This window comes from Streptomyces sp. NPDC055140 (genome assembly GCF_053607285.1).
The window spans coordinates 49640-70578 of sequence record NZ_JBSGTG010000010.1 but is presented as its reverse complement, the minus strand read 5'-3'; the positions used below and the strand labels follow the sequence as shown (position 1 = coordinate 70578).

Sequence of the window (20939 nt, the reverse complement as noted above, 5' to 3'; positions counted from 1 at the left end):
GCGACCCGTCGGAGAATATGCGGCGAACGACATGCCCACCAGGCATAGTTCACGAGTTTCTTCGCCAACAGCCTTGTCGCCGCTGAGCTGATCCGGCGACTGCGCAGCCAAGCCCTCACCGGGCAGAGAACCGCAGGAATCCGACAGTGGACTAGACCATTTTGTGGTTGCCGCCAAGGAGAGAACGGGCCCATTATCGGCGGACCGTGATGGAGGATCAGGAGGCACACATGGAGAGACTCTCGCGTAGAACCTTCACCGCCGCGGCCGCGGGCACGCTCGCTGCCGTGACCCTGCCGGTTAACGCACAGGCGGCGGACACACCGGCTGCGGGTGCCGGGACGGAGCACGCGCCGGTAGCCGGCGGCCACGGCGCCGGGCACAGGCAACTGCGCGGCATGTGGATTGCCACCGTGGCCAACACCGACTGGCCTTCGGCGCCGGGCCTTTCGCCCGAGGAGCAGCGGCAGGAGCTGTGCGACCTGCTGGACGTGGCGGTCGAACGGCGCCTGAACGCCGTGATGTTCCAGGTACGGCCGACCGCCGATGCCCTGTGGCCCTCGCCCTACGAGCCGTGGTCGCGGTACCTCACCGGCGTCCAGGGGCGCGACCCGGGCTGGGACCCGCTGGGGACGGCCGTGCACGAGGCGCACCGCCGCGGCCTGGAGCTGCATGCCTGGTTCAACCCCTACCGCGTCTCGCTCACGACCGAAGTCACCGCGCTGGCGCCCACACACCCGGCCCGCCTCCACCCGGAGTGGGTCGTGTCGTTCGGGGGCAAGCTCTACTACAACCCGGGCCTGCCCGAAGTGCGCCGCTTCGTCGAGGACGCCATGCTCGACGCGGTCCGCCGCTACCCGATCGACGCGGTCCACTGGGACGACTACTTCTACCCGTATCCCGTCGCCGGGCAGACGTTCCAGGACGACGACGCATACGCCCGCTACGGCACAGGCTTTCCCGACCGCGACGCCTGGCGCCGCAACAACACCGACCTGCTGGTGCGGGAGATGGCCGAGCGCATCAAGCGGATCCGGCCACGGACGCGGTTCGGCATCAGCCCGTTCGGCGTGTGGCGCAACGCGGGCACCGACCCGCTGGGCTCGGCAACCACTGCCGGCGTGCAGACCTACGACGATCTGCACGCCGACACCCGCAAGTGGGTTCAGGAGGAGTGGATCGACTACATCGTTCCGCAGGTGTACTGGAACATAGGGTTCGCCGCCGCCGACTACGGCGTGCTGGTGCCCTGGTGGTCCAACGTCGTCTCCGGCACCCGTGTCCAGCTCTACGTAGGCGAGGCGTTGTACAAGGTCGGTGTCGCCGGACAGCCCGCCGCGTGGCAGGACCAGGCCGAGCTCTCCCGTCACCTCGACTTCGACACCCACTACCCACAGGTGCGCGGCAACGTCTACTTCTCGGCCACGCAGGTCGCCGCCGATCCGCTCGGCGCGATGAGCCGGGTGGTCGCCGACCACTACCCGACTCGGGTGCGCACACCATGAGTTGAGCACCTGGCCGACTGCACGATGTGCGCCGACGTCACCCGGAACTGGCAGCAGATCCCGCACCAGGGCTCACTCGACATCGTTCAGGTCCGAGCCGTACCGGGGCCGCCGGGCCAGCCGGTCGGACGCGTTCCCGAACCTGCGAAGGACCTGGCTGACGCCGCCGGTTGGCCCACCACCCATGGGTCCGCGGGCGCCGGGCGGACACCGGCCGAGGCATCGGACCCGGTCGTGCGACGGTTCGTGGACGCGGGCTTCGTCCTGCTCGGCAAGACCACGACCTCCGAGTTCGGCAGCCTGCCCTTCACCGAGAGCGGCACCCTGGGCATCTCGCGCAACCCGTGGGACCCGGACCGCACGCCTGGCGGGTCGTCGAGCGGAGCGGGCGCCGCCGTCGCCGCCGGGATGGCGCCCATCGCCCATGCCGAGGACGGCGGCGGGTCGATACGGATCCCCGCGTCGTGCAACGGCCTCGTCGGCCTCAAACCCACCCGCGGCCTGGTCACGAACGCCATCGTGGAGGTGGAGGGTCTCGGCACCGGCGGCGTGCTCACCCGCTCGGTGGCGGACACCGCGGCGGCCTTCGACGTGCTGGCGCGTCACGATCCGGGCGCGTGGTGGTCGCCGCCGACGCCGCGGGCGTCCTTCGCCGCCGCGATGAAGACGGTCCCGCCGACCGTGCTGCGGATCGGTGTGCTCACCGACTCCCCGATCGACGGGATACGCGTGCACCCGGCGTGCATCGAAGCCGTCGACATCGCTCTTCGGACGCTCGAATCGGCCGGGCGGCACATCGTCGACACCCCTCTTCCGCTGCCGTCGACCGACGAGTTGGTCACTGCGTTCACGACCCTGTGGAACGTCGGCGGTGCCGGGATCACGCTCGCGGCACCGGACCGTGTCGAGCCGCACAATCGCGTCCTGCGTGAGGCGGCACGCGCGATCGACTCGTGGGCGTACGCGGAAGGGGTGCGGAGGACACAGCAGTTGTCGCGGCGCATCGTCGAGGGCTTCCTCGCCGGCTTCGACCTCCTCGTGACGCCGTCGATGGCCTGCCTTCCGCCGCTCGTCGGTGCCTGGCGGACGGGCACCGAAGACGATCCGCTGAGGGCATTACGGAACAGCTATCCGATGGGGGTGTTCACGTCGGTGTTCAACGTGACCGGCCAGCCGGCGATCTCCCTCCCCGTCCACCACGACGAGGCCACCGGCCTGCCCGTCGGCATCCAGATCGTCGCCGCGCCATGGCGGGAGGACCTCCTGCTCCAGGTGTCCCGCAGCCTCGAACTCGCACTCCCCTGGGCCGGTCGCCGGCCGGCTGTCAGCTGACCGCGCGGGCTCACTTCCTGGCGGTGACGTATGTGTGCGCTTTCGCCGCCGTCTCGCTCGCGGTACGAGTGCCGGACGCGGCCGGTGCGGGACCTACTTCCGTGCGCTCATGCCCTTGGCAGCGGCTTGGGTGATGTTGCGGGCCATGCCTCCGAAGACGACGGCGTGGAAAGGGGAGACGGACCACCAGTAGGCATGGCCCAGCAGGCCGCGGGGGTGGAACAGAGCGCGCTGCCGGTAGCGGGTACGGCCCTCGGCGCCCGTCTCGACGTACATCTCCAGCCACGCCAGACCCGGCAGCCTCATCTCCGCGCGCAGCCGCAGCAGTTGTTCGGGCTCGATCTCCTCGACGCGCCAGAAGTCGAGCGAGTCGCCGACCCGCAGACGCTCCGCGTCACGTCGTCCACGGCGCAGGCCGACTCCGCCCACGAACCGGTCCAGCCAGCCGCGGACCGCCCAGGCCAGCGGGAAGGAGTACCAGCCGTTGTCGCCGCCGATGCCCTCGATCACCTTCCACAGGGCCTCCCGGGATGCCTCGACGGACAGTTCCCGCTCGTCCTGGTAGAGGCTGCCGCCGGCCCAGTCGGGATCGGTGGGCAGCGGGTCGCTGGGCGCACCGGGAATGGCGGCGGACGACCACCGGGTGGCGACCTGCGCCTCCCGTACCCTGCGCAGCGCGAGGGCCAGGGCCTCGTCGAACGGCAGGGGCCGGCCCGGAGGGTCGGGCACGTAGCGGGCGATGTCGTGCTCGTGGCAGACGACTTCGTGGCGAAGCGACTCCGTGAGGGGCCGGGCGATGGATGCCGGTACCGGGGTCACCAGGCCGACCCAGTGGCTGGACAGCCGCGGGGTGAGCATGGGCACCGGCACGATGATCCGCCGCCGCAGTCCGGCGACCTCGGAGTAGCGGCGCATCATCTCCCGATAGGTCAGGACGTCCGGCCCTCCGATGTCGAAAGCCCGGTCGACGTCGGCGGGCATGGTGGCCGAGCCGACGAGATAGCGCAGCACGTCGCGGACCCCGATGGGCTGCGTGCGGGTGTGCACCCAGCTCGGGGTGACCATCACCGGCAGCCGCTCGGTCAGATAGCGCAGCATCTCGAACGACGCCGATCCCGAGCCGATGACGACAGCGGCCCTCAGTACGGTGGCGGGCACCGCGGATTCGAGGAAGATGCGACCGACCTCAGTTCTGGAGCGCAGGTGCGGGGAGAGAGCCCTCTCGGGTACGTCCTGCGGAGTGAGCCCTCCGAGATAGACGATGCGCCGTACGCCGGCTGCGTGCGCCCGCTCGGCGAAGATCCGGGCCGCGCGACGATCGGTGTCCTCGAAACCGGAGCCGGATCCGAGGGAGTGCACCAGGTAGTACGCGACGTCGACGCCGCGCATGGCCGCTTCGACCGACTCGGCGTCCGTGACGTCTCCGCGTACCGTCTCGGCGGCGGCCGCCCAGGGGTGGTCACGCAACTTGTCCGGCGAGCGGGCCAGGCAGCGAACCCGGTGACCGGCCGCCAGCAGTTCCGGTACCAGGCGCCCTCCGATGTATCCGGACGCTCCGGTGACCAGACAGTGCAGCTGCTCCGCGCTGTGCTTTCCGTCCGTGTCCACGACCATCTCTCCACGCACTCGATCCGACGCTGCTCCTGTGTTCTCCCGTTCGATCATGACCGCCGCCCTGCGGATGTCTCCGCAACGCGCTGAGGACGGTCGGCACAACTCAGCCCGAGTACCCGGTGATCCCCGGGACACCCCTCGGCCTCACCCGGCCGAAACAGTGGTGGAAGGCAGCGCCGTGACCGGCTCCGGAGCCGGGCGAGCGCTGTCCCCGGGCCGTCGGCCGGGCGGCATCGGTGACACTTGGGTCATGCAGCTTCCCCCGCCCGGCCCTCCCTCCTCGCCCGATGCCGCCGCCGCGCACGGCGGTGGTTCGCCCACGCTGGGGCAGGCCGTCGGTGTGGCCGGGCCGGACGTGGTCGAGGTGCTGCGGGCGCCGTGCGGCACGGACGTGCCGGTGAGCGGGGCCGGGGTGTTCGACGAGGGCGAGACCTTGCAGGCACGGGGGCGGATTCTCATCGCGCCCGGCGTCGACACGTCCGCGCCGGGTGCCGCGGGCGTGCTGCGCGCGGCGGACCGCGCCGGGGCGGCGGCCGTGGTGCTGCGGCGTGGCCCCCAGGGGATCGCGCCGTCGCTCGCCGAGGCGGCCGACGAGGTGTCGACCGCCCTGCTCGCCCGGGCCCCGTGGATCGAGTGGGGTGAGCTGATCGGGCTGCTGCGGGCGGCCATCGCCCGTACCGGTACGGCGGCGCCCAGCGAGGCGTCGGCCGATGTGGCGCTCGGTGATCTGCCGGGGCTCGCCCTGGCGCTGGCGGCGCTGGTGGGCGGCGCGATCACCGTCGAGGACCCCGAGTCGAACGTCCTGGCGTACTCCCCGACCGCCGACACTGCCGACCCGCTGCGCAGGCTGACGATCCTGGGCCGCCGGGTGCCGAGCTGGCGGGTGACCGAACTCGCCGAGAGCGGCTTCCTCACCACGCTGTGGGCGAGCGGCGACGTGGTGCACCGGCCCGCGGACGCGCGGTTCCCCGAACGCCTCGCCGTCGCCGTGCGGGCCGGCGACGAGATCCTCGGGTCGCTGTGGGCGGCCGCCGACGGTGAACCGCTGCCGTCCCGGGCCCGGGACGCGCTGCGGCAGGCGGCCGTCATCGCCGTACCTCATCTGCTGCACCAGCGGCTGCGGTCCCGGACTACCGCCAGCCGCCGCCGGTACGCGGTGCGGGCCCTGTTCGAGGAGCGCCCGCCGGACGTGTCCGCTGCGGCGGCCGTGCTCGGGGTCGAGGCCGGACAGGCGTGCACCGTACTCATGGCCGCCACCGCGACCGCGATCGCACCGGACGTACTGGACCGGGCCTTCCATCTGGCCTCCCTTCGCGTCGCCGCGCATCACACCCCGGCCTTCGCTCACCGCGACGGCGACCGGCTCGACATCCTGGTGGCCGGGACCGGGGCGGGGGACGGCGTGGACCGGCTGGCACGCGACCTGGCCGCCGTACTGCGCGGCGCCGGGGTGCGGCCGCTGGTCGCGGTGGGGCCCGCCGTCGGAGGGCTCGGCGACGCCGCCGCCTCCCGTGCGGGGGCCGCCCAGGTGCTGCGGGTGCTGCGCGAGCGCGGCGGGCCCGAGACGGCCGGCGCCGAGGACGTCCGGTTCGCCATGGACGCGCTCCGGGTGACCGATGCGGTCGCCGAGCACGTGCCGTCGGCCGCCGACGCGGTGGCCGCACTGCTCGAGCACGACGAGCGGCACGGCACTGACCTCCCGCGCACCGTCGCCGCGCACCTGGTGTTCTTCGGTGACGCGGCGGCCACCGCCCGCTATGTGGGGGTCCACACCAATACGCTGCGGTACCGGCTGCGCCGCGCCGGTGAGCTGTGCGGCATCGACCTCACCGATCCCGACGTGCGGCTGCTGGTGGAGCTGGGGCTGCGGCGGGCCGGGCTGATCCCGCTGCCCTGAACGGGTGTGGTGCGGGCGCACCACGACCTCCTCCTCCGCATCGTGCGGGCGCACCATGGAGACGTGGGCGGGGCCCGACGCTTGTGCGCGGCCACGACGGGAGCGGCCCGGACTTCGTGCCGGAGCACGCAGACAGCGCGGGGCTCGGGGCTGCACAGTGAACCGGGGCGGAGCGCACTGGCGACGAGCCGGTGGCGTGGACACCGCCCGCGGCCGCCGGAGTCGGCGGCCCGCCCGGCGAACGATCCGCCGGGCACGTAGCCGGCAGTGCGCAGTGAGAAGGCAGGAACACCCCATGACCATGGCCCCGGAATCCGTCGTCCGCAGGGAGGCGGCCGTGCGCGCCGCCGCCACGCAGGGCCTGGTCGGTGCGCAGGCGCCGGTCCTCGGCCTGCTCGACGTGGAAGGGATCCGTGGCGCCGCCCGCGAGCTGCGCGAGGCGTTCGCCTTCGACGGGGTCTCGGTGCAGCACACGTTCGCGGTGAAGGCCGCCTCGCTGGTGCCGGTCCTCGCGCTGCTGAACGAGGAGGGTGTGGGCGCGGAGGTGGCCAGCGTGGGTGAGCTGGAACTGGCCCGCGCCGCGGGCGTCCCCGCCGAGCGGATCGTCTTCGACTCCCCGGCCAAGACGATGGACGAGCTGCGCGACGCTCTCGCCCACGGCATCGCGGTCAACGCCGACAACCCGCAGGAGCTGGACCGTGTCGACGCCGTCGTCGCCGATCTCGGCGTCGGCTGCGCGCCCGTGGGGCTGCGGGTCAACCCGCAGGTCGGCAGCGGTTCGATCGGGGCGATGAGCACGGCGACGGCGACGTCCAAATTCGGCGTGGCGCTGCGCGACGAGGGCGCGGAACAGTGGGTGCTCGACGCCTACCGGCTGCGCCCGTGGATGACCCGGCTGCACACCCACACCGGCTCCCAGGGTGTCGCCCTGGAACTGATGGCCGAAGGGGTGCGGGCCGCGTACGAGCTGGCGGAGAAGATCAACGCGCACGTCGGCCGGCAGCAGATCGACACCCTCGACATCGGCGGCGGCCTGCCCGTGAACTTCGCCTCGGACGAGGTGACCCCGGCCTTCGCGCAGTACGCGCGGCTGCTGCGAGAGACTGTGCCCGGCCTGTTCGACGGGCGCTACACGCTCGTCACCGAGTTCGGCCGTTCGCTGCTGGCCAAGCAGGGGCTGATCATGGCGTACGTCGAGTACACCAAGACCTCCGGCGGCCGGCGGATCGCCGTCACGCACGCCGGGGCGCAGGTGGCCACGCGCACCGTGTTCGTGCCCGAGTCGTGGCCGCTGCGCGTGGGCGCGTACGACGCCGACGGCCGGTCCAGGACGACCGAGCCGCTGGTGCAGGACGTCGCCGGGCCGTGCTGCTTCGCCGGGGATCTGGTGGCGCGGGAGCGGGAGCTGCCCGAGCTGGCGCCCGGTGATCTGGTCGCGTTGTACGACACCGGGGCCTACTACTTTTCGACCCATTTCCACTACAACAGCCTTCCGCGTCCCGCTGTGTACGGATATGTCGTGTCGGATGCGGGCGTGGTGACGTTCGCTCCGGTCAGGCCCGCCCAGACGGTGGCCGAGGTGGTCGCGGAGTCCGGTGGGGCGCAGGCCGCTTCGCTGCTCGGGCTGACCGACCGGCCCTCTTCGTAGGGGCGCTTTCCACCTGGGAAAAGTTGCCCCAGGAAACGGTTTAAGGTGGCTTGTCGCCGCGTGGTCATCCCGCGGCGCCCCACCGGGACGCTTCGTTCCTGGCGTGATCCGCACAGCATCACGCCAGGTCCGCCGCTGTCCCGCTCTGCCGGCCCGCCGTACGGGGGGACGGGCCCTGTCCAACAGGTATGCCGCGCCGCTTGCCGGCGTTCGCTTTCGCGTGCGCGGGGGTGCGGTGTACCGCTATGCACGTCGGAGAAACATGGAGCACACAGCACAAGCCGAGCCGCAGGCCCGGCCGGCGCAGGCCCCTGCCGCTGCGACCGGGGGCAGCGCGACCGGCGCGGCCGGGACCATCCGCGAGGGGGGTTACACGGCCGGTCTGCGCAACCGCCAGGTCCAGATGATCGCGATCGGCGGCGCCATCGGCACCGGCCTCTTCCTCGGCGCCGGCGAGCGGCTGCACGCGGCCGGCCCGTCGCTGGTCGTCATCTTCGCGCTCACCGGCCTGTTCGCCTTCTTCATCTCGCGCGCCATGGGCGAGCTGGTGATGCACCGGCCGACGTCCGGTTCGTTCGTCTCGTACTCGCGTGAGTTCCTCGGCGAGAAGGCCGCGTACACGGCGGGCTGGGTCTACTTCCTGCACTGGGTGTGCAGCGGCATCGCGGAGATCACCGCGGTGGCGATGTATCTGCACTACTGGGCGGCGTTCCGGGACATTCCACAGTGGACGCTGGCCCTGTTCGCGCTGCTTGTGGTGCTTGTCGCGAACCTCATCTCGGTGCGCTGGTTCGGCGAGTTCGAGTTCTGGTTCTCGATCATCAAGGTCGCCGCGATCCTGGCGTTCCTCGCCATCGGCTGCTGGCTGCTGGCCAGCCGGCACCCCGTCGACGGCCACGGCACGGGCCCGCAGCTGATCGCCGACAACGGCGGCATGCTGCCCAACGGCCTGCTCGCCGCCGTCGTGCTCATCCAGGGCGTCGTCTTCGCGTACGCCGCGATCGAGATGGTCGGCATCGCCGCCGGCGAGACCGCGAACCCGCGCAAGGTGATCCCGCGCGCCATCAACTCCGTGTCGTGGCGCATCGTGCTCTTCTACGTCGGCAGCGTGCTGCTGCTCGTCCTCCTGCTGCCGTGGACCGCGTACAAGGCCGGCGAGTCGCCCTTCGTGACGCTGATGGGCAAGCTGGGCATTCCCGGTATCAGCGGCATCATGAACTTCGTGATCCTCACGGCGGCTCTCTCCAGCTGCAACTCCGGTCTCTACTCGACCGGCCGCGTGCTGCGTTCGATGGGCCTGGCCGGTTCGGCGCCCGCCTTCACCACGAAGATGAACAAGCGGGGCGTGCCGTTCGGCGGCGTCCTGCTGACCGCGTGCTGCTACATCCTCGGCATCGTTCTCAACTACGTCGTGCCGGAGCGGGCGTTCTCCATCGTGCTGAACTTCTCCGCGATCACCATGATCGGCACCTGGGTGATGATCATGGTCTGCCAGATGGTGCTGCGTCGCAAGGCGCTGCGCGGCGAGCTGGAGCGCCCCGCCTTCCGGCTGCCCGGCGCGCCCTTCACCTCCTGGCTCACGCTCGCCTTCCTCGGCGTCGTCGTGGTGCTCATGTGCGTCGACGGCGGCGACGCCGCCTGGTCGGTGGCCTGTGTCCCGCTGATCGCCATCGGCCTGGTGATCGGCTGGTTCGCGGTCCGCGGCCGGGTCGCCGAGCGGCAGGCGACCGGACATCGAGCGGTCGAATAGCACCCGGCCGAGCAACAGGGCTGAACGACACGGGTGGTGACACCGTTGCCGATACGCCGCGCCCCGGCGAGTCGGCAACGGTGCCCTGCGTCAGCGTGAACGGCGAAGAACGTCAGTCGGTGACGACTGGGCGGCGGAACAACTCGCGTGCGAACAGCGCCGTTTGACTGCGACGACCGAGAGCCGGCATGCATGCATGCCGATGCCATGCGTGTCATGCACGGACAGCAGCCGGTTCCCGGCCAATAGACGACCCACGCCCCCCGGGCAAGGAGAACAAGGTCACACCCCTACGGTGTGCTGCTCTTCTGTCGGTCTGACCTAGCATCCGAGCATGACGGTCCTGCCTGACGACGGGCTCTCCCTGGCGGCCGAGTTTCCTGACGCGACATATGAGCAGTGGCAGCACCTGGTCTCGGGTGTCCTGCACAGGTCGGGCAAGGAAGTCTCGAGCTCCGCGGCGGAAGACGCCCTGTCCACCGCGCTGGAGGACGGGCTCCGCGCCCGCCCTCTGTACACCGCGCGCGATGACGCTCCTGCCACCGGCCTGCCCGGCTTCGCGCCGTTCGTGCGCGGCGGACGCGCCGAGGGGAACAGCGTCGGCGGCTGGGACGTGCGCCAACGGCACACTGCCGCCGACCCGGCGGCCGTACTGGCCGACCTGGAGAACGGCGTCACCTCTCTGTGGCTCACCGTGGGCTCCTCCGGCATTCCCGTCTCCGCGCTGCCCGGCGCCCTCGACGGCGTCTATCTGGATCTGGCTCCGATCGTCCTCGACGCCGGCGCCGAAGTCGACGCTGCCGCACGTCAATTGCTGCGCCTCTACGAGGAGTCGGGCATCGCCCCGGACGCGGCGCGCGGCAACCTCGGCGCGGACCCGCTGGGCCACGAGGCCCGCACCGGGCTGCGCTACGACGGCGCGCCGGTCACCGAGCTGGCCGCGCTGTGCGCCAGGCAGTACTCGGGACTGCGCGCGCTGACCGTGGACGCCCTGCCGTACCACGAGGCGGGCGGCTCGGCCGCACAGGAACTCGGCTGCGCGCTGGCGACCGGCGTCGCATACCTGCGCGAGCTCACCGAAGCGGGGCTCAGCACTCAACAGGCCCTGGCTCAGCTGGAGTTCCGGTTCGCCGCGACCGCCGATCAGTTCCTGACCGTCGCCAAGCTGCGCGCCGCGCGCCGGTTGTGGGCCCGGGTCGCCGAGGTGTGCGGGGCGTCGCAGGCGGGCGCCCAGCTGCAGCACGCCGTGACGTCGCCGGTGATGATGACGCGGCGTGACCCATGGGTGAACATGCTGCGGACCACGGTCGCGACGCTGGCGGCCGGCGTGGGCGGTGCGGACGCGGTGACGGTACTGCCCTTCGACAGCGCGATCGGTGTGCCCGACGGGTTTGCCCTCCGTATCGCGCGCAACACCTCCACGATCCTCATCGAGGAATCGCACCTGTCCCGGGTGATCGATCCCGCGGGCGGCTCCTGGTACGTGGAGCGGCTGACCGATGAACTCGCCCACGCCGCCTGGGAGTTCTTCCGGACCATCGAGCGCGAGGGCGGGCAGGCCGCTGCCCTGCGCTCCGGTCTCGTCCGCGAACGGCTCGCCGAGACCTGGGCGGCACGCAGCGTGCGGCTCGCCCATCGGCGTGAACCCATCACCGGCGTGAGCGAGTTCCCGCACCTCGGCGAGAAGCCGGTCGAGCGCGTGCCCGCCGAGGCTCCGCCCTCCGGTGGCCTGCCCCGCGTGCGGCGGGACGAGGCGTTCGAGGCTCTGCGGGCCCGCTCGGACGGCCACCTCGCGGCGACCGGCTGCCGCCCCCGGGTGTATCTGGCCGCGCTGGGCCCGGCCACCGCGCACACCGCGCGCCTCACCTTCGCAGCCAACCTGTTCCAGGCGGGCGGCATCGAGGCCGTCATCGACGGCACGTTCGAGGAGAGCGGGGCCCAGGAGGTGTGCCTGTGCTCCAGCGACACGGTGTACGAGGAGCAGGCCGAGGCGACCGCCGGGACTCTGCGGGCCGCGGGCGCGCGGCACGTGTCCCTGGCGGGCCGGCCCGGACCGTATGCCGGGGTCGACACGTACGTCTTCGCCGGCTGTGACGCCGTGGCCGTGCTCTCCGCCACGCTCGACCGCATGGGAGTGTCCTGATGTCCATCCCTTCCGTCCCCGACTTCTCGGCGGTAGAGCTCGGGACACCGGCCGTCGGCGCCGGCGCAGACGACTGGCGCACCGCGGTCAAGCGGGCCACCGACGGCGACGACCTGCTGTGGGAGACCCCCGAAGGCATCACGGTCAAGCCGCTCTACACCGGGCAGGATCTGGAGGGCCTCGACTTCCTCGACACCTTCCCGGGCGTCGCCCCGTACCTGCGCGGCCCGTACCCGACGATGTACGTGAACCAGCCCTGGACGATCCGCCAGTACGCGGGCTTCTCCACGGCCGAGGAGTCGAACGCCTTCTACCGGCGCAACCTCGCGGCCGGCCAGAAGGGCCTGTCGGTCGCCTTCGACCTGCCCACGCACCGCGGCTACGACAGCGACCATCCACGGGTCACCGGTGACGTCGGCATGGCAGGTGTCGCGATCGACTCGATCCTCGACATGCGGCAGCTCTTCGACGGCATCCCGCTGGACAGGATGACCGTGTCGATGACGATGAACGGCGCCGTGCTCCCCGTACTCGCGCTGTACATCGTGGCCGCCGAGGAGCAGGGCGTACCGCCCGAGAAGCTGGCGGGGACCATTCAGAACGACATCCTCAAGGAGTTCATGGTCCGCAACACCTACATCTATCCGCCGAAGCCGTCGATGCGGATCATCTCCGACATCTTCGCGTACACCTCGCAGCGGATGCCGCGCTACAACTCCATCTCGATCTCCGGCTACCACATCCAAGAGGCGGGTGCGACAGCCGACCTGGAGCTGGCGTACACCCTCGCCGACGGCGTGGAGTACCTCCGCGCCGGACGGGAGGCGGGCCTGGACGTGGACGCGTTCGCACCCCGCCTCTCCTTCTTCTGGGCGATCGGCATGAACTTCTTCATGGAGATCGCCAAGCTGCGGGCCGCACGGCTGCTGTGGGCGAAGCTGGTCAAGCAGTTCGACCCGAAGAACGCCAAGTCCCTTTCCCTGCGCACCCATTCGCAGACGTCGGGCTGGTCGCTGACCGCGCAGGACGTGTTCAACAACGTCACGCGTACCTGTGTCGAGGCGATGGCCGCGACCCAGGGGCACACCCAGTCGCTGCACACCAACGCCCTCGACGAGGCGCTGGCGCTGCCCACCGACTTCTCCGCGCGCATCGCCCGCAACACGCAGCTCCTGATCCAGCAGGAGTCCGGCACGACCCGGGCCATCGACCCGTGGGGCGGCAGCGCGTACGTCGAGAAGCTGACCTACGACCTGGCCCGCCGCGCATGGCAGCACATCCAGGAGGTCGAGGCCGCGGGCGGCATGGCGCAGGCCATCGACGCGGGCATTCCCAAACTCCGCGTCGAGGAGGCCGCCGCCCGTACGCAGGCACGGATCGACTCCGGGCGGCAGCCGGTGATCGGGGTGAACAAGTACCGGGTGGACTCCGACGAACAGATCGAGGTCCTCAAGGTCGACAACTCCTCGGTGCGCTCGCAGCAGATCGCCAAGCTGCGCCGTCTGCGCGCCGAACGCGACGCCACCGCCTGCCAGGACGCACTCGACGCCCTCACCCGGGCGGCGGCCGGCGAGGGCAACCTGCTGGAGCTGGCCGTGAACGCGGCCCGCGCGAAGGCGACCGTCGGGGAGATCTCCGACGCCCTGGAGAAGGTGTACGGGCGCCACGCCGGGCAGATCCGTACGATTTCGGGTGTGTACCGGAACGAAGCAGGCGAGTCGCCGTCGGTGGATCGCACCCGGGCTCGCGTCGACGGTTTCGCCGAGGCCGAGGGGCGTCGGCCGCGCATCCTCGTCGCCAAGATGGGCCAGGACGGCCACGACCGCGGCCAGAAGGTGATCGCGACCGCCTTCGCCGACCTCGGCTTCGACGTGGACGTCGGCCCGCTCTTCCAGACCCCGGCCGAGGTGGCGCGGCAGGCCGTCGAGGCGGACGTGCACATCGTCGGGGTGTCGTCGCTGGCCGCCGGTCACCTCACCCTCGTACCGGCGCTGCGCGAGGCACTCGCCGAGGAGGGGCGCGGCGACATCATGATCGTGGTGGGTGGTGTCATCCCGCCGCAGGACGTGCCGACGCTCCTGGAGATGGGAGCGGCCGCGGTGTTCCCGCCCGGCACGGTGATCCCGGATGCCGCCCACGACCTGGTGACGCGGCTGGCGGCCGGGCTCGGGCACGACGACCTGTGAGCCGGTGAGTCCATGGCCATCGACCTCGACACCTATGTCAAGGGCGTTCTCGACGGGAAGCGGGCGCTCGTCGCTCGCGCCATCACGCTCGTCGAGTCCACCCGGCCCCAACACCGGGCACTGGCCCAGGAGTTGCTCACCGAGCTGCTGCCGCACAGCGGACGGTCCCGCAGGATCGGGATCACCGGTGTGCCGGGCGTGGGCAAGTCGACGTTCATCGACGCCTTCGGCACGATGCTCACCGGTCTCGGGCACCGGGTCGCCGTGCTCGCCGTCGACCCGTCGTCCAGCCGGACCGGTGGCTCCATCCTCGGCGACAAGACCCGCATGGAGCGCCTGGCCGTCGACCCGGCGGCCTTCATACGCCCCTCCCCCACGGCCGGCACGCTCGGCGGTGTCGCCAAGGCGACGCGCGAGTCGATCATCGTGATGGAAGCCGCCGGCTACGACGTGGTGCTCGTGGAGACCGTCGGCGTCGGCCAGTCCGAGACCGCGGTCGCGAACATGGTCGACTCCTTCCTGCTGCTCAGCCTCGCCCGTACCGGCGATCAGCTTCAGGGCATCAAGAAGGGCGTCCTCGAGCTGGCCGACGTGATCAGCGTCAACAAGGCCGACGGCCCGCATGAGCGCGACGCGCAGACAGCGGCAAGGGAGTTGGCGGGCGCGCTGCGCCTGATGCACGGAAAGGACGCCTTCTGGACACCGCCCGTGCTCAGTTGCAGCGCACGCGAGTCGACCGGCCTCGACACCATCTGGGAACGGCTCGAACAGCACCGCGCCCTGCTCGACTCCGCCGGGCGCCTCGCCGCCCGCCGGCGCGATCAGCAGCTCGACTGGACATGGGCCATGGTCCATGACGAGCTCCTCGGCCGACTCCACACCGACCCGGCGGTCCGCTCCCTGACACCGGATCTCGAACAGCAGGTCCGTGACGGACAGCTCACCGCCACGCTGGCCGCCGAGCGCATCCTCGATGCCTTCAGGAGCCGCTGAGCACGCCTCCGGCCCGGCCCGGAACGAAACCGATGCCGGGGGGATGGATCTCTCCCCCGCACAGATGACGATCTTCTGGCCCCCTCCATGCTGCGGATCCGATTCCCGGACGACATGGTGGTAAAAGGGCACGCAGCGCCCGGAGCGCGGCGACAATCGACCGGGGAGCCGCCGACGCTCTCGCCCCGCACTCGGCCGACTGACGTGGAGCCGCTCATGACCACCGCACGGGACCTCGCGATCGTTGCCCTGGCCGAGACACCCGACCACCCCGTGGAGCAGGGCGAGCTGTCGCTGGCGCTCGCCGGGGCCGAGGTGTTCGATCTCATCGAGGCCAAGGCCCTGATCGTGGACGGCGACCACATCCTGCCCAGCGCCCAGGCGCCCACCGGGGACCGCCTGCTGGATGAAGCCGCCACGGCTCTCGTGCGACAGGAGCCGTACGAGTCGGTCGAGGACTGGTTGTGGCGCCGGGGCCGCGGGCTGTCCTCGGCGTACGTCGACGAGCTGGAGCGGGAGGGGCTGACGACCCGGCCGCGAGGCCTTCGGAATCCACTGCGGAGCGGGCGGACGGAGCCGGTCGACTCGGCGGCCCGGCACCGGGCCGAGGAGCGCTGGGCGACGGGCGAACCCGTACTCGTCGCCCTGGCCGTCGCCGCCGGAATCCGGGACGAGCCGGCCGATGACACGCCCGAGCCCGCCGGGGACACGGTCGCGGCGGTACTGGCCGCCGTCGGGAACGCCGTTCAGGAGCTGCAGGCCGTACGACAGCGCAGGGCGATCGAGGACGCGGCGTTCGACAACGTCTGGCGCGGCTACTGAGATCCGTCCTTGTCCTTGTCCATGTCCATGCGAAGAAGGGCGCCTGACAGGCATCTGCCTGTCAGGCGCCCTTCTCGGCGCGCCCCGCCGCTATCCGTACGGATCACACGAGCAGTACGGCTGCCCGGCGAGAGGCCGCGGGGTCAGCGGACGTCGTAGGCGCGGGTGATGGTCTGGGTGACCGCGTTGCCGTTGGCGTCGGTGAACTCGGCCTTCGTCATGACCTGCTTGCCGGTGGCACCGGTGTGGTCGAGGACGGCCGTCCACTTGCCGTCCTTCTTCTGGGTCGGCGCCTGGATCCAGGTGGCGCCGCTGTCGTAGGAGTAGGACAGCGAGGCCTTTGTGATCGCGCCCGGGGTGTATCCGGCGTGTCCCTCGACCGACAGACCGACCTTGATGCCGCTCTTCGCGGGCAGGGTGTTCAGGCCGTCCACCGGCAGGTCGTACGCCGGGGAGAGGATCGGCAGGCCGCGCGAGTAGACGTGCGGCTCCCGGTGGGAGCGGAAGCTCCACGTGGTGGTGACAGCGGTGGAGCGCAGCCAGTTCCGGTCCGCGGAAAAGATCTTCTCCAGCTTCTGGGTGAGCTCGTACGCGGAGTCCTCGTCCGGCACCTGGAACACGCCGTACGGATCGTAACTGCCGCCGATCCGCTCACCGTTGCGCTTCAGCTCCAGGTTGCCGAGGTCGCCGAACGACCCGCCGTAGGACCAGTGGTCGCCCGATCCGTCGACCCAGAGCGCGTTCTGGAAGCCCATCAGGTCGCCCTGCCGCTCGGCGGCCAGCATCAGCTTGCCGTCGGCGTCGCGCGCCGCGCCAGGCCGCAGGGCGCCGCCGTACCACTTCTCGGCACGCCGCTCCCCGGTCCGGTAGCTGCGCTCCTGGTCGCCCATGAACGCGGCGAACGGGAAGCTGGTCATCGCGCCGTGGTACCAGGCGTCGTCGCCGGTCGTGTAGTAGGCGGTGCGGGTACCGGGCACGTGGAATGCGGCGAACGCGCTCACGGGGAGGTAGGAGCCGCTGCTACCGGCGGGGCGCAGGAACAACGCGTCGAGGTAGTCGGCCTCCTTCCCCATGGCGTTCCACGTTTCGGCGACCTGGGCCAGCTTGGCGTCCTTGGGCCGGTGGACCTGGTCGGAGTGCAGCGGACCCGGCGTCGGGAACGACAGGTTGTAGACGTACGGCGAGCCGCCCTCGGAGCCGGAGGCACGCCAGGTGGGCCGGAACTCGAAGGTGCCGTTCCCGGCACGTCCGTCGATGTCCGCGTAGAACTTCTGGACCGTGTTGTCGGCCACGAGCGACCCGGATATCTCCCAGGTGTCGTCCCACGTGCGGGCGTAGCTGAGCGTCGTGTTGGTCACCGTCGAGGGACGGTCCGTGCGCACGCTCACCTGGTGGGCCTTGCGGGCGTCGAGGACCACGGTGGTGTCATGGGTGATCCGCAGTTGCGGGTTCGCAAGGTAGCTCGCCGACTCGGGCGCGTTGTCCGCGCCGTACGTCGTCACGAAGCTGCTGAGGGAGTAGTCGCCAGGGCGCACGCTGTACGCCTGGTCGGTCGCACCGCTGTTGTTGCGGCGCTCGCCCCTGTCGGTGTCGAGGCTGACGAGGTCCAGGGAGGAGGAACCGGTAGCCGGCTTGCCGTCACGGTCGATGACCTTCACCCGGAGGGCGACCGTCTGCGGCTGGACGTAGAGCGTGACGGGCACGGAGACATGCACATCGTCGCCGGTGGCGAGGATCCGGCCGGTGACCGCACCGTACTGTGCGTCCGTCAGACGGGCGGTGGGGTCGATCCGTAGTGGCACCTGAGCGGTGGCGCCCGCGGGGACCTTCACCTTGGCCTCAGCCGGCCTGACGATGCCGGAGCGGACCTCGCTGCCGTCGTTGCCGTGCACACCGCTGACCTTCAGGCTCAGGGTGAGGTCGCTCTTGCCGGTGTTGGTGAAGGGCACCTGCATGGTGGTGCGGTCCGAGGCGTCCTGCGGCCAGTTGAAGCTGCCGGCCTGGACGGCGGGCGCGGAGAGCACCTTCTGGTTCACCGCGCCGAACACGTCGAGGACGCCACCGCCGGTCTCGTCGGCGCCGGCGACCTTGCCTCCGGTGCGGGCGGAGGAGACCAGGGCGGCCTTGATCTGCTGCGCGGTCCAGTCCGGGTGGGCCTGACGGACGACGGCCGCGGCGCCCGCGACATGCGGGGTGGCCATGGAGGTGCCGGACATCGTGCGGTAGGCGTAGACGCCGCGGCCGCCCGCACTGGCCGCCGAGATGTCGACGCCGGGAGCGGCGATCTCGGGCTTGAGGGTGTGGGTGACGGCCACGGGACCGCGGCTGGAGAACGCCGCGGTGGTGTCGTCACGGTCGACGGCGCCGACGGTCAGCACGCCGGGCACACAGCCGGGCGAGGAGACGGTCTCGGTGGCCGAACCGGCGTTGCCGGCGGCGACGACGAACAGGGTGTGGGTGTTTTGCGAGAGCTGCTGCGTGGCCTGGGCCATCGGGTCGGCGCAGTCGCCGATCGTGGGGTTGCCCAGGCTCATGGAGACGACGTCGGCCTTCTGGTCGACGGCCCACTGCATACCGGCGATGATCCAGGAGTCCTGACCGTAGCCCTGGTCGTTGAGGACCTTGCCGATGAGCAGGGAGGTACCCGGGGCGACGCCCTTCTTGCGGCCGTCGCTGGCGGCTCCGGTCCCGCCGACCGTGGAGGCGGTGTGGGTGCCGTGGCCCACCTTGTCGTCGGTGGTCTTGGAGTCCGTGAAGTTCTTGGACGCGGATACCCGGCTCGCCAGGTCCGGGTGCTCGGCGTCCACGCCGGTGTCCAGCACGGCGACCTTGGTGCCCTTGCCGTCGTAGCCGGCCGCCCAGGCCTCCGGCGCGTGCACCTGCGCGGTGGAACGGTCCAGCGTGGCCTCGGCCTTGCCGTCCAGCCACAGCTTCTTCAGCGGGGAGGCAGCACGTGAGCGGGTGTCGGTGATGTCCCGCCAGAACGTGGCGGCGGTGTCCTTGCCCGTCTTGAGCGCGACGCCGTCCACCGCCGGGAGGCTCAGGCCCCGCTCGGAACCGCGAGGGGCTGCAGGCGCGCTCTTCGCGACGTCCACACTGTTCCGGTAGGTGGCGATGAGCGGCAGCGTGTCGGTGTGCGCGTCGTCGTATCCCTGACGGATGAGCCCGGTGACGTTGAACAGCTGCTCGTCGACCTTGCCCTCGGCGATCGCCGTGGAGGCGTCCTCGGGGTAGACGTAGAGATCCTTGCCCATCTGGTACGTCTGCACCATCGGCTGCGTGCCGTCCTCACGGGGCAGTACGGCCGCGGAGCTGTGGCCCGACCTGTCGGTGGTCACCACCACCTTGTCGCCGGTGACGAGCGTGACCGTCGTCTGCTTGCCGCCCGTCGCCCCGGCCCCGCTGCCGATGACAGGTCTCTTCCTCGAGGCGCCGTCAGGCGGCGTATCCGCCGCCCCGGAAGGCGCGACCGCCGTGACGGCCAGGGCGGCGGCGGTAGCCGCGCCCATGGCTATACGCGTTATGGAGCGCATGGATCTCCCCACTCGAAACCGTGAACATGCCGTGCTGCCGCTGCAGCCTGGCAGACATCCGGATCGTGGAGTGATGCCGCGCGTGACGGGATTCCCGCATGTCGGTTTTCCGACACGCGGTCCCGTCTACAGGTTCCTCAGCACCGTGGAAACCCGGGCCGCACGCCGCAGCCTCGGCCGGATCGAGGTCGTCGAGGAGGGGGCGCTCAGGACCGGTCAGGACGTCAGAGCCAGCCCGCGCGTGCCGCGTGCCACCCCAGTTGCAGGCGCGAGTCAGCGCCCGCGAGGTCCATGAGACGACGCGTCCGCCGCTCCACGGTGCGTATGGAGAGGCCGAGTTGGGAGGCAGCCCGCCGGTCGGAGACCCCTGCCAGCAGGAGGGCGAGGACCTCCAGTTCCCCCTCGGTCGGCTGCTGATCGGTGGTCGGCTGCGCGCGCACTCCCGTGGTGGTGGCGTACAGGGGCCGGGCCTCGGCCCATTCCCTCTCGAAGAGGTGGACCAGGGCCGTCAGCAGACCGCTGCGGTGCACCACGATGGCGCTCGGCTCACCGCCGGAGTCCGTCATGTCGAGGGGCACCATGGCACGCTCCCGGTCCGACACGACCATCTTCAGCGGCACCGAGTCCGCGAGGCGCACCTCGACGCCCGCGGCGATGCCGGCCTTCACGTCCCGCGCCACGTCGGGACCGTCGAGATAGTCCTTGGCAGCCACGACACGGAAGTCGACTCCGCGGTCCAGGGCTGAGCTCTCCGACAAGTCGGCGTCGTCGCGCGGCACCGCGGTGGGAGCGCCGACAAGGAAGACGAGCAGCTCCCGCTGGGCGCCACGCTGCAGTTGGTGGAACCGGTGTGCCACCTGCTCCACGCCGACGACCACCTCCACGACACTGCCCGCGGGGTGCGCGGCGGTACTGCGGTACTGCTCGGTGAGCATCGAGAACGCCGTCTCGGCCCGGTGCAGTGCGTTGCGCTGCTCGACGAGTATCGGGGCCAGGGCCACTGAGGGCGGTGTGAGCCGGTAGCGGGCGGGCCGGCTGCCGGCGTCGCATTCGGACGGGCCGGACACTCCGCTCCGGGCCTCGGTGGCGACCGCGGCCAGACCACGTGTCGTCAGGTCGAGCAGGATGCGGGTGGTCTCGGCCTCGTCAAGTCCCGTCTGCCGGACAAGGTCCTGCGCGGAGGCGGTCGGGCGGGCCAGCAGTGCGGTGTAGACGGCCTCTTCGGCCGGGCCCAGCCCCAATGACTGCAGCATCCAGCTCCCCCTCGGACGGCCACCGTGTCCGGCCTCGGCGCGGCTCGGGCGGATTCTTCGCGGCGGCACATTACCCCACTCTCAGGAAGTCGCCTTTCCCAGAACCTGTTGTGGACGCGCCTGAATCGCCGGGACCGGGGGTGTGCCTCGCACGGCCCGCACACCCGGATCCCGGGTCCCGGATCGCTGGTCACGCCGTTCACCGCACGGGGGCATCGTCCGGCGGGGCGCGGCTCACCCACGTCCGGGCCTGCCTAACGTAC

General features: G+C 71.2%; 12 protein-coding genes. 9 read left to right on the top strand and 3 right to left on the bottom strand.

The window, feature by feature from the left end; genetic code table 11:
* The first annotated feature begins 230 nt into the window (after positions 1-230).
* On the top strand, positions 231-1505 hold the full coding sequence (locus tag ACWFR4_RS20505) for a glycoside hydrolase family 10 protein (protein WP_453464816.1): 1275 nt from the start codon (positions 231-233) through the stop codon (positions 1503-1505).
* Positions 1506-1529: 24 nt separating this feature from the next.
* Positions 1530-2837, top strand: a complete 1308-nt coding sequence (locus tag ACWFR4_RS20500; RefSeq protein ID WP_453464813.1) for an amidase — start codon at positions 1530-1532, stop codon at positions 2835-2837.
* Positions 2838-2930: 93 nt separating this feature from the next.
* Here ACWFR4_RS20500 and ACWFR4_RS20495 read toward each other — a convergent pair whose 3' ends face one another.
* Positions 2931-4445 carry an SDR family oxidoreductase gene (locus ACWFR4_RS20495; RefSeq protein WP_453464811.1) on the bottom strand — a complete coding sequence of 505 codons (1515 nt, stop codon included), beginning with the start codon at positions 4443-4445 and terminating at the stop codon, positions 2931-2933.
* A gap of 256 nt (positions 4446-4701) precedes the next feature.
* On the opposite strand from ACWFR4_RS20495, the gene ACWFR4_RS20490 reads away from it, so the two are divergent.
* The 7 genes from ACWFR4_RS20490 to ACWFR4_RS20460 all read left to right on the top strand — a co-directional run bounded on the left by ACWFR4_RS20490 (position 4702) and on the right by ACWFR4_RS20460 (position 15890).
* The gene (locus tag ACWFR4_RS20490; RefSeq protein ID WP_453653771.1) at positions 4702-6348 is read left to right on the top strand and encodes a PucR family transcriptional regulator; all 1647 of its coding nucleotides are present in this window, start codon (positions 4702-4704) and stop codon (positions 6346-6348) included.
* Positions 6349-6649: 301 nt separating this feature from the next.
* Positions 6650-7996, top strand: coding sequence for a diaminopimelate decarboxylase (locus ACWFR4_RS20485; protein WP_453654026.1), 1347 nt, complete (start codon positions 6650-6652; stop codon positions 7994-7996).
* Positions 7997-8258: 262 nt separating this feature from the next.
* Positions 8259-9746, top strand: a complete 1488-nt coding sequence (locus tag ACWFR4_RS20480) for an amino acid permease (protein ID WP_453653769.1) — start codon at positions 8259-8261, stop codon at positions 9744-9746.
* 334 nt (positions 9747-10080) lie between these two features.
* Complete coding sequence (locus ACWFR4_RS20475) at positions 10081-11889, top strand: methylmalonyl-CoA mutase family protein (RefSeq protein WP_453468408.1); 1809 nt, start codon at positions 10081-10083, stop codon at positions 11887-11889.
* Positions 11889-14075: a methylmalonyl-CoA mutase gene (scpA, locus tag ACWFR4_RS20470; RefSeq protein WP_453468409.1), complete on the top strand. Its 2187-nt coding sequence runs from the start codon at positions 11889-11891 to the stop codon at positions 14073-14075. The genes ACWFR4_RS20475 and scpA overlap by 1 nt, the downstream gene beginning before the upstream one ends.
* A 12-nt stretch (positions 14076-14087) precedes the next feature.
* Positions 14088-15068 carry a methylmalonyl Co-A mutase-associated GTPase MeaB gene (meaB, locus tag ACWFR4_RS20465; RefSeq protein WP_453468410.1) on the top strand — a complete coding sequence of 327 codons (981 nt, stop codon included), beginning with the start codon at positions 14088-14090 and terminating at the stop codon, positions 15066-15068.
* Between the two features lie 216 nt (positions 15069-15284).
* Positions 15285-15890 (top strand): GOLPH3/VPS74 family protein, encoded by a 606-nt coding sequence (locus tag ACWFR4_RS20460; protein ID WP_453468411.1) that lies wholly within the window; start codon positions 15285-15287, stop codon positions 15888-15890.
* A 143-nt stretch (positions 15891-16033) separates the two neighbouring features.
* Here ACWFR4_RS20460 and ACWFR4_RS20455 read toward each other — a convergent pair whose 3' ends face one another.
* Both ACWFR4_RS20455 and ACWFR4_RS20450 read right to left on the bottom strand, forming a co-directional pair.
* On the bottom strand, positions 16034-19423 hold the full coding sequence (locus ACWFR4_RS20455) for a S8 family peptidase (protein ID WP_453653767.1): 3390 nt from the start codon (positions 19421-19423) through the stop codon (positions 16034-16036).
* 224 nt (positions 19424-19647) lie between these two features.
* A complete protein-coding gene (locus ACWFR4_RS20450; RefSeq protein WP_453459540.1) occupies positions 19648-20676 on the bottom strand; it encodes a helix-turn-helix domain-containing protein in 1029 nt (342 codons plus the stop codon).
* Between the last annotated feature and the right edge of the window lie 263 nt (positions 20677-20939).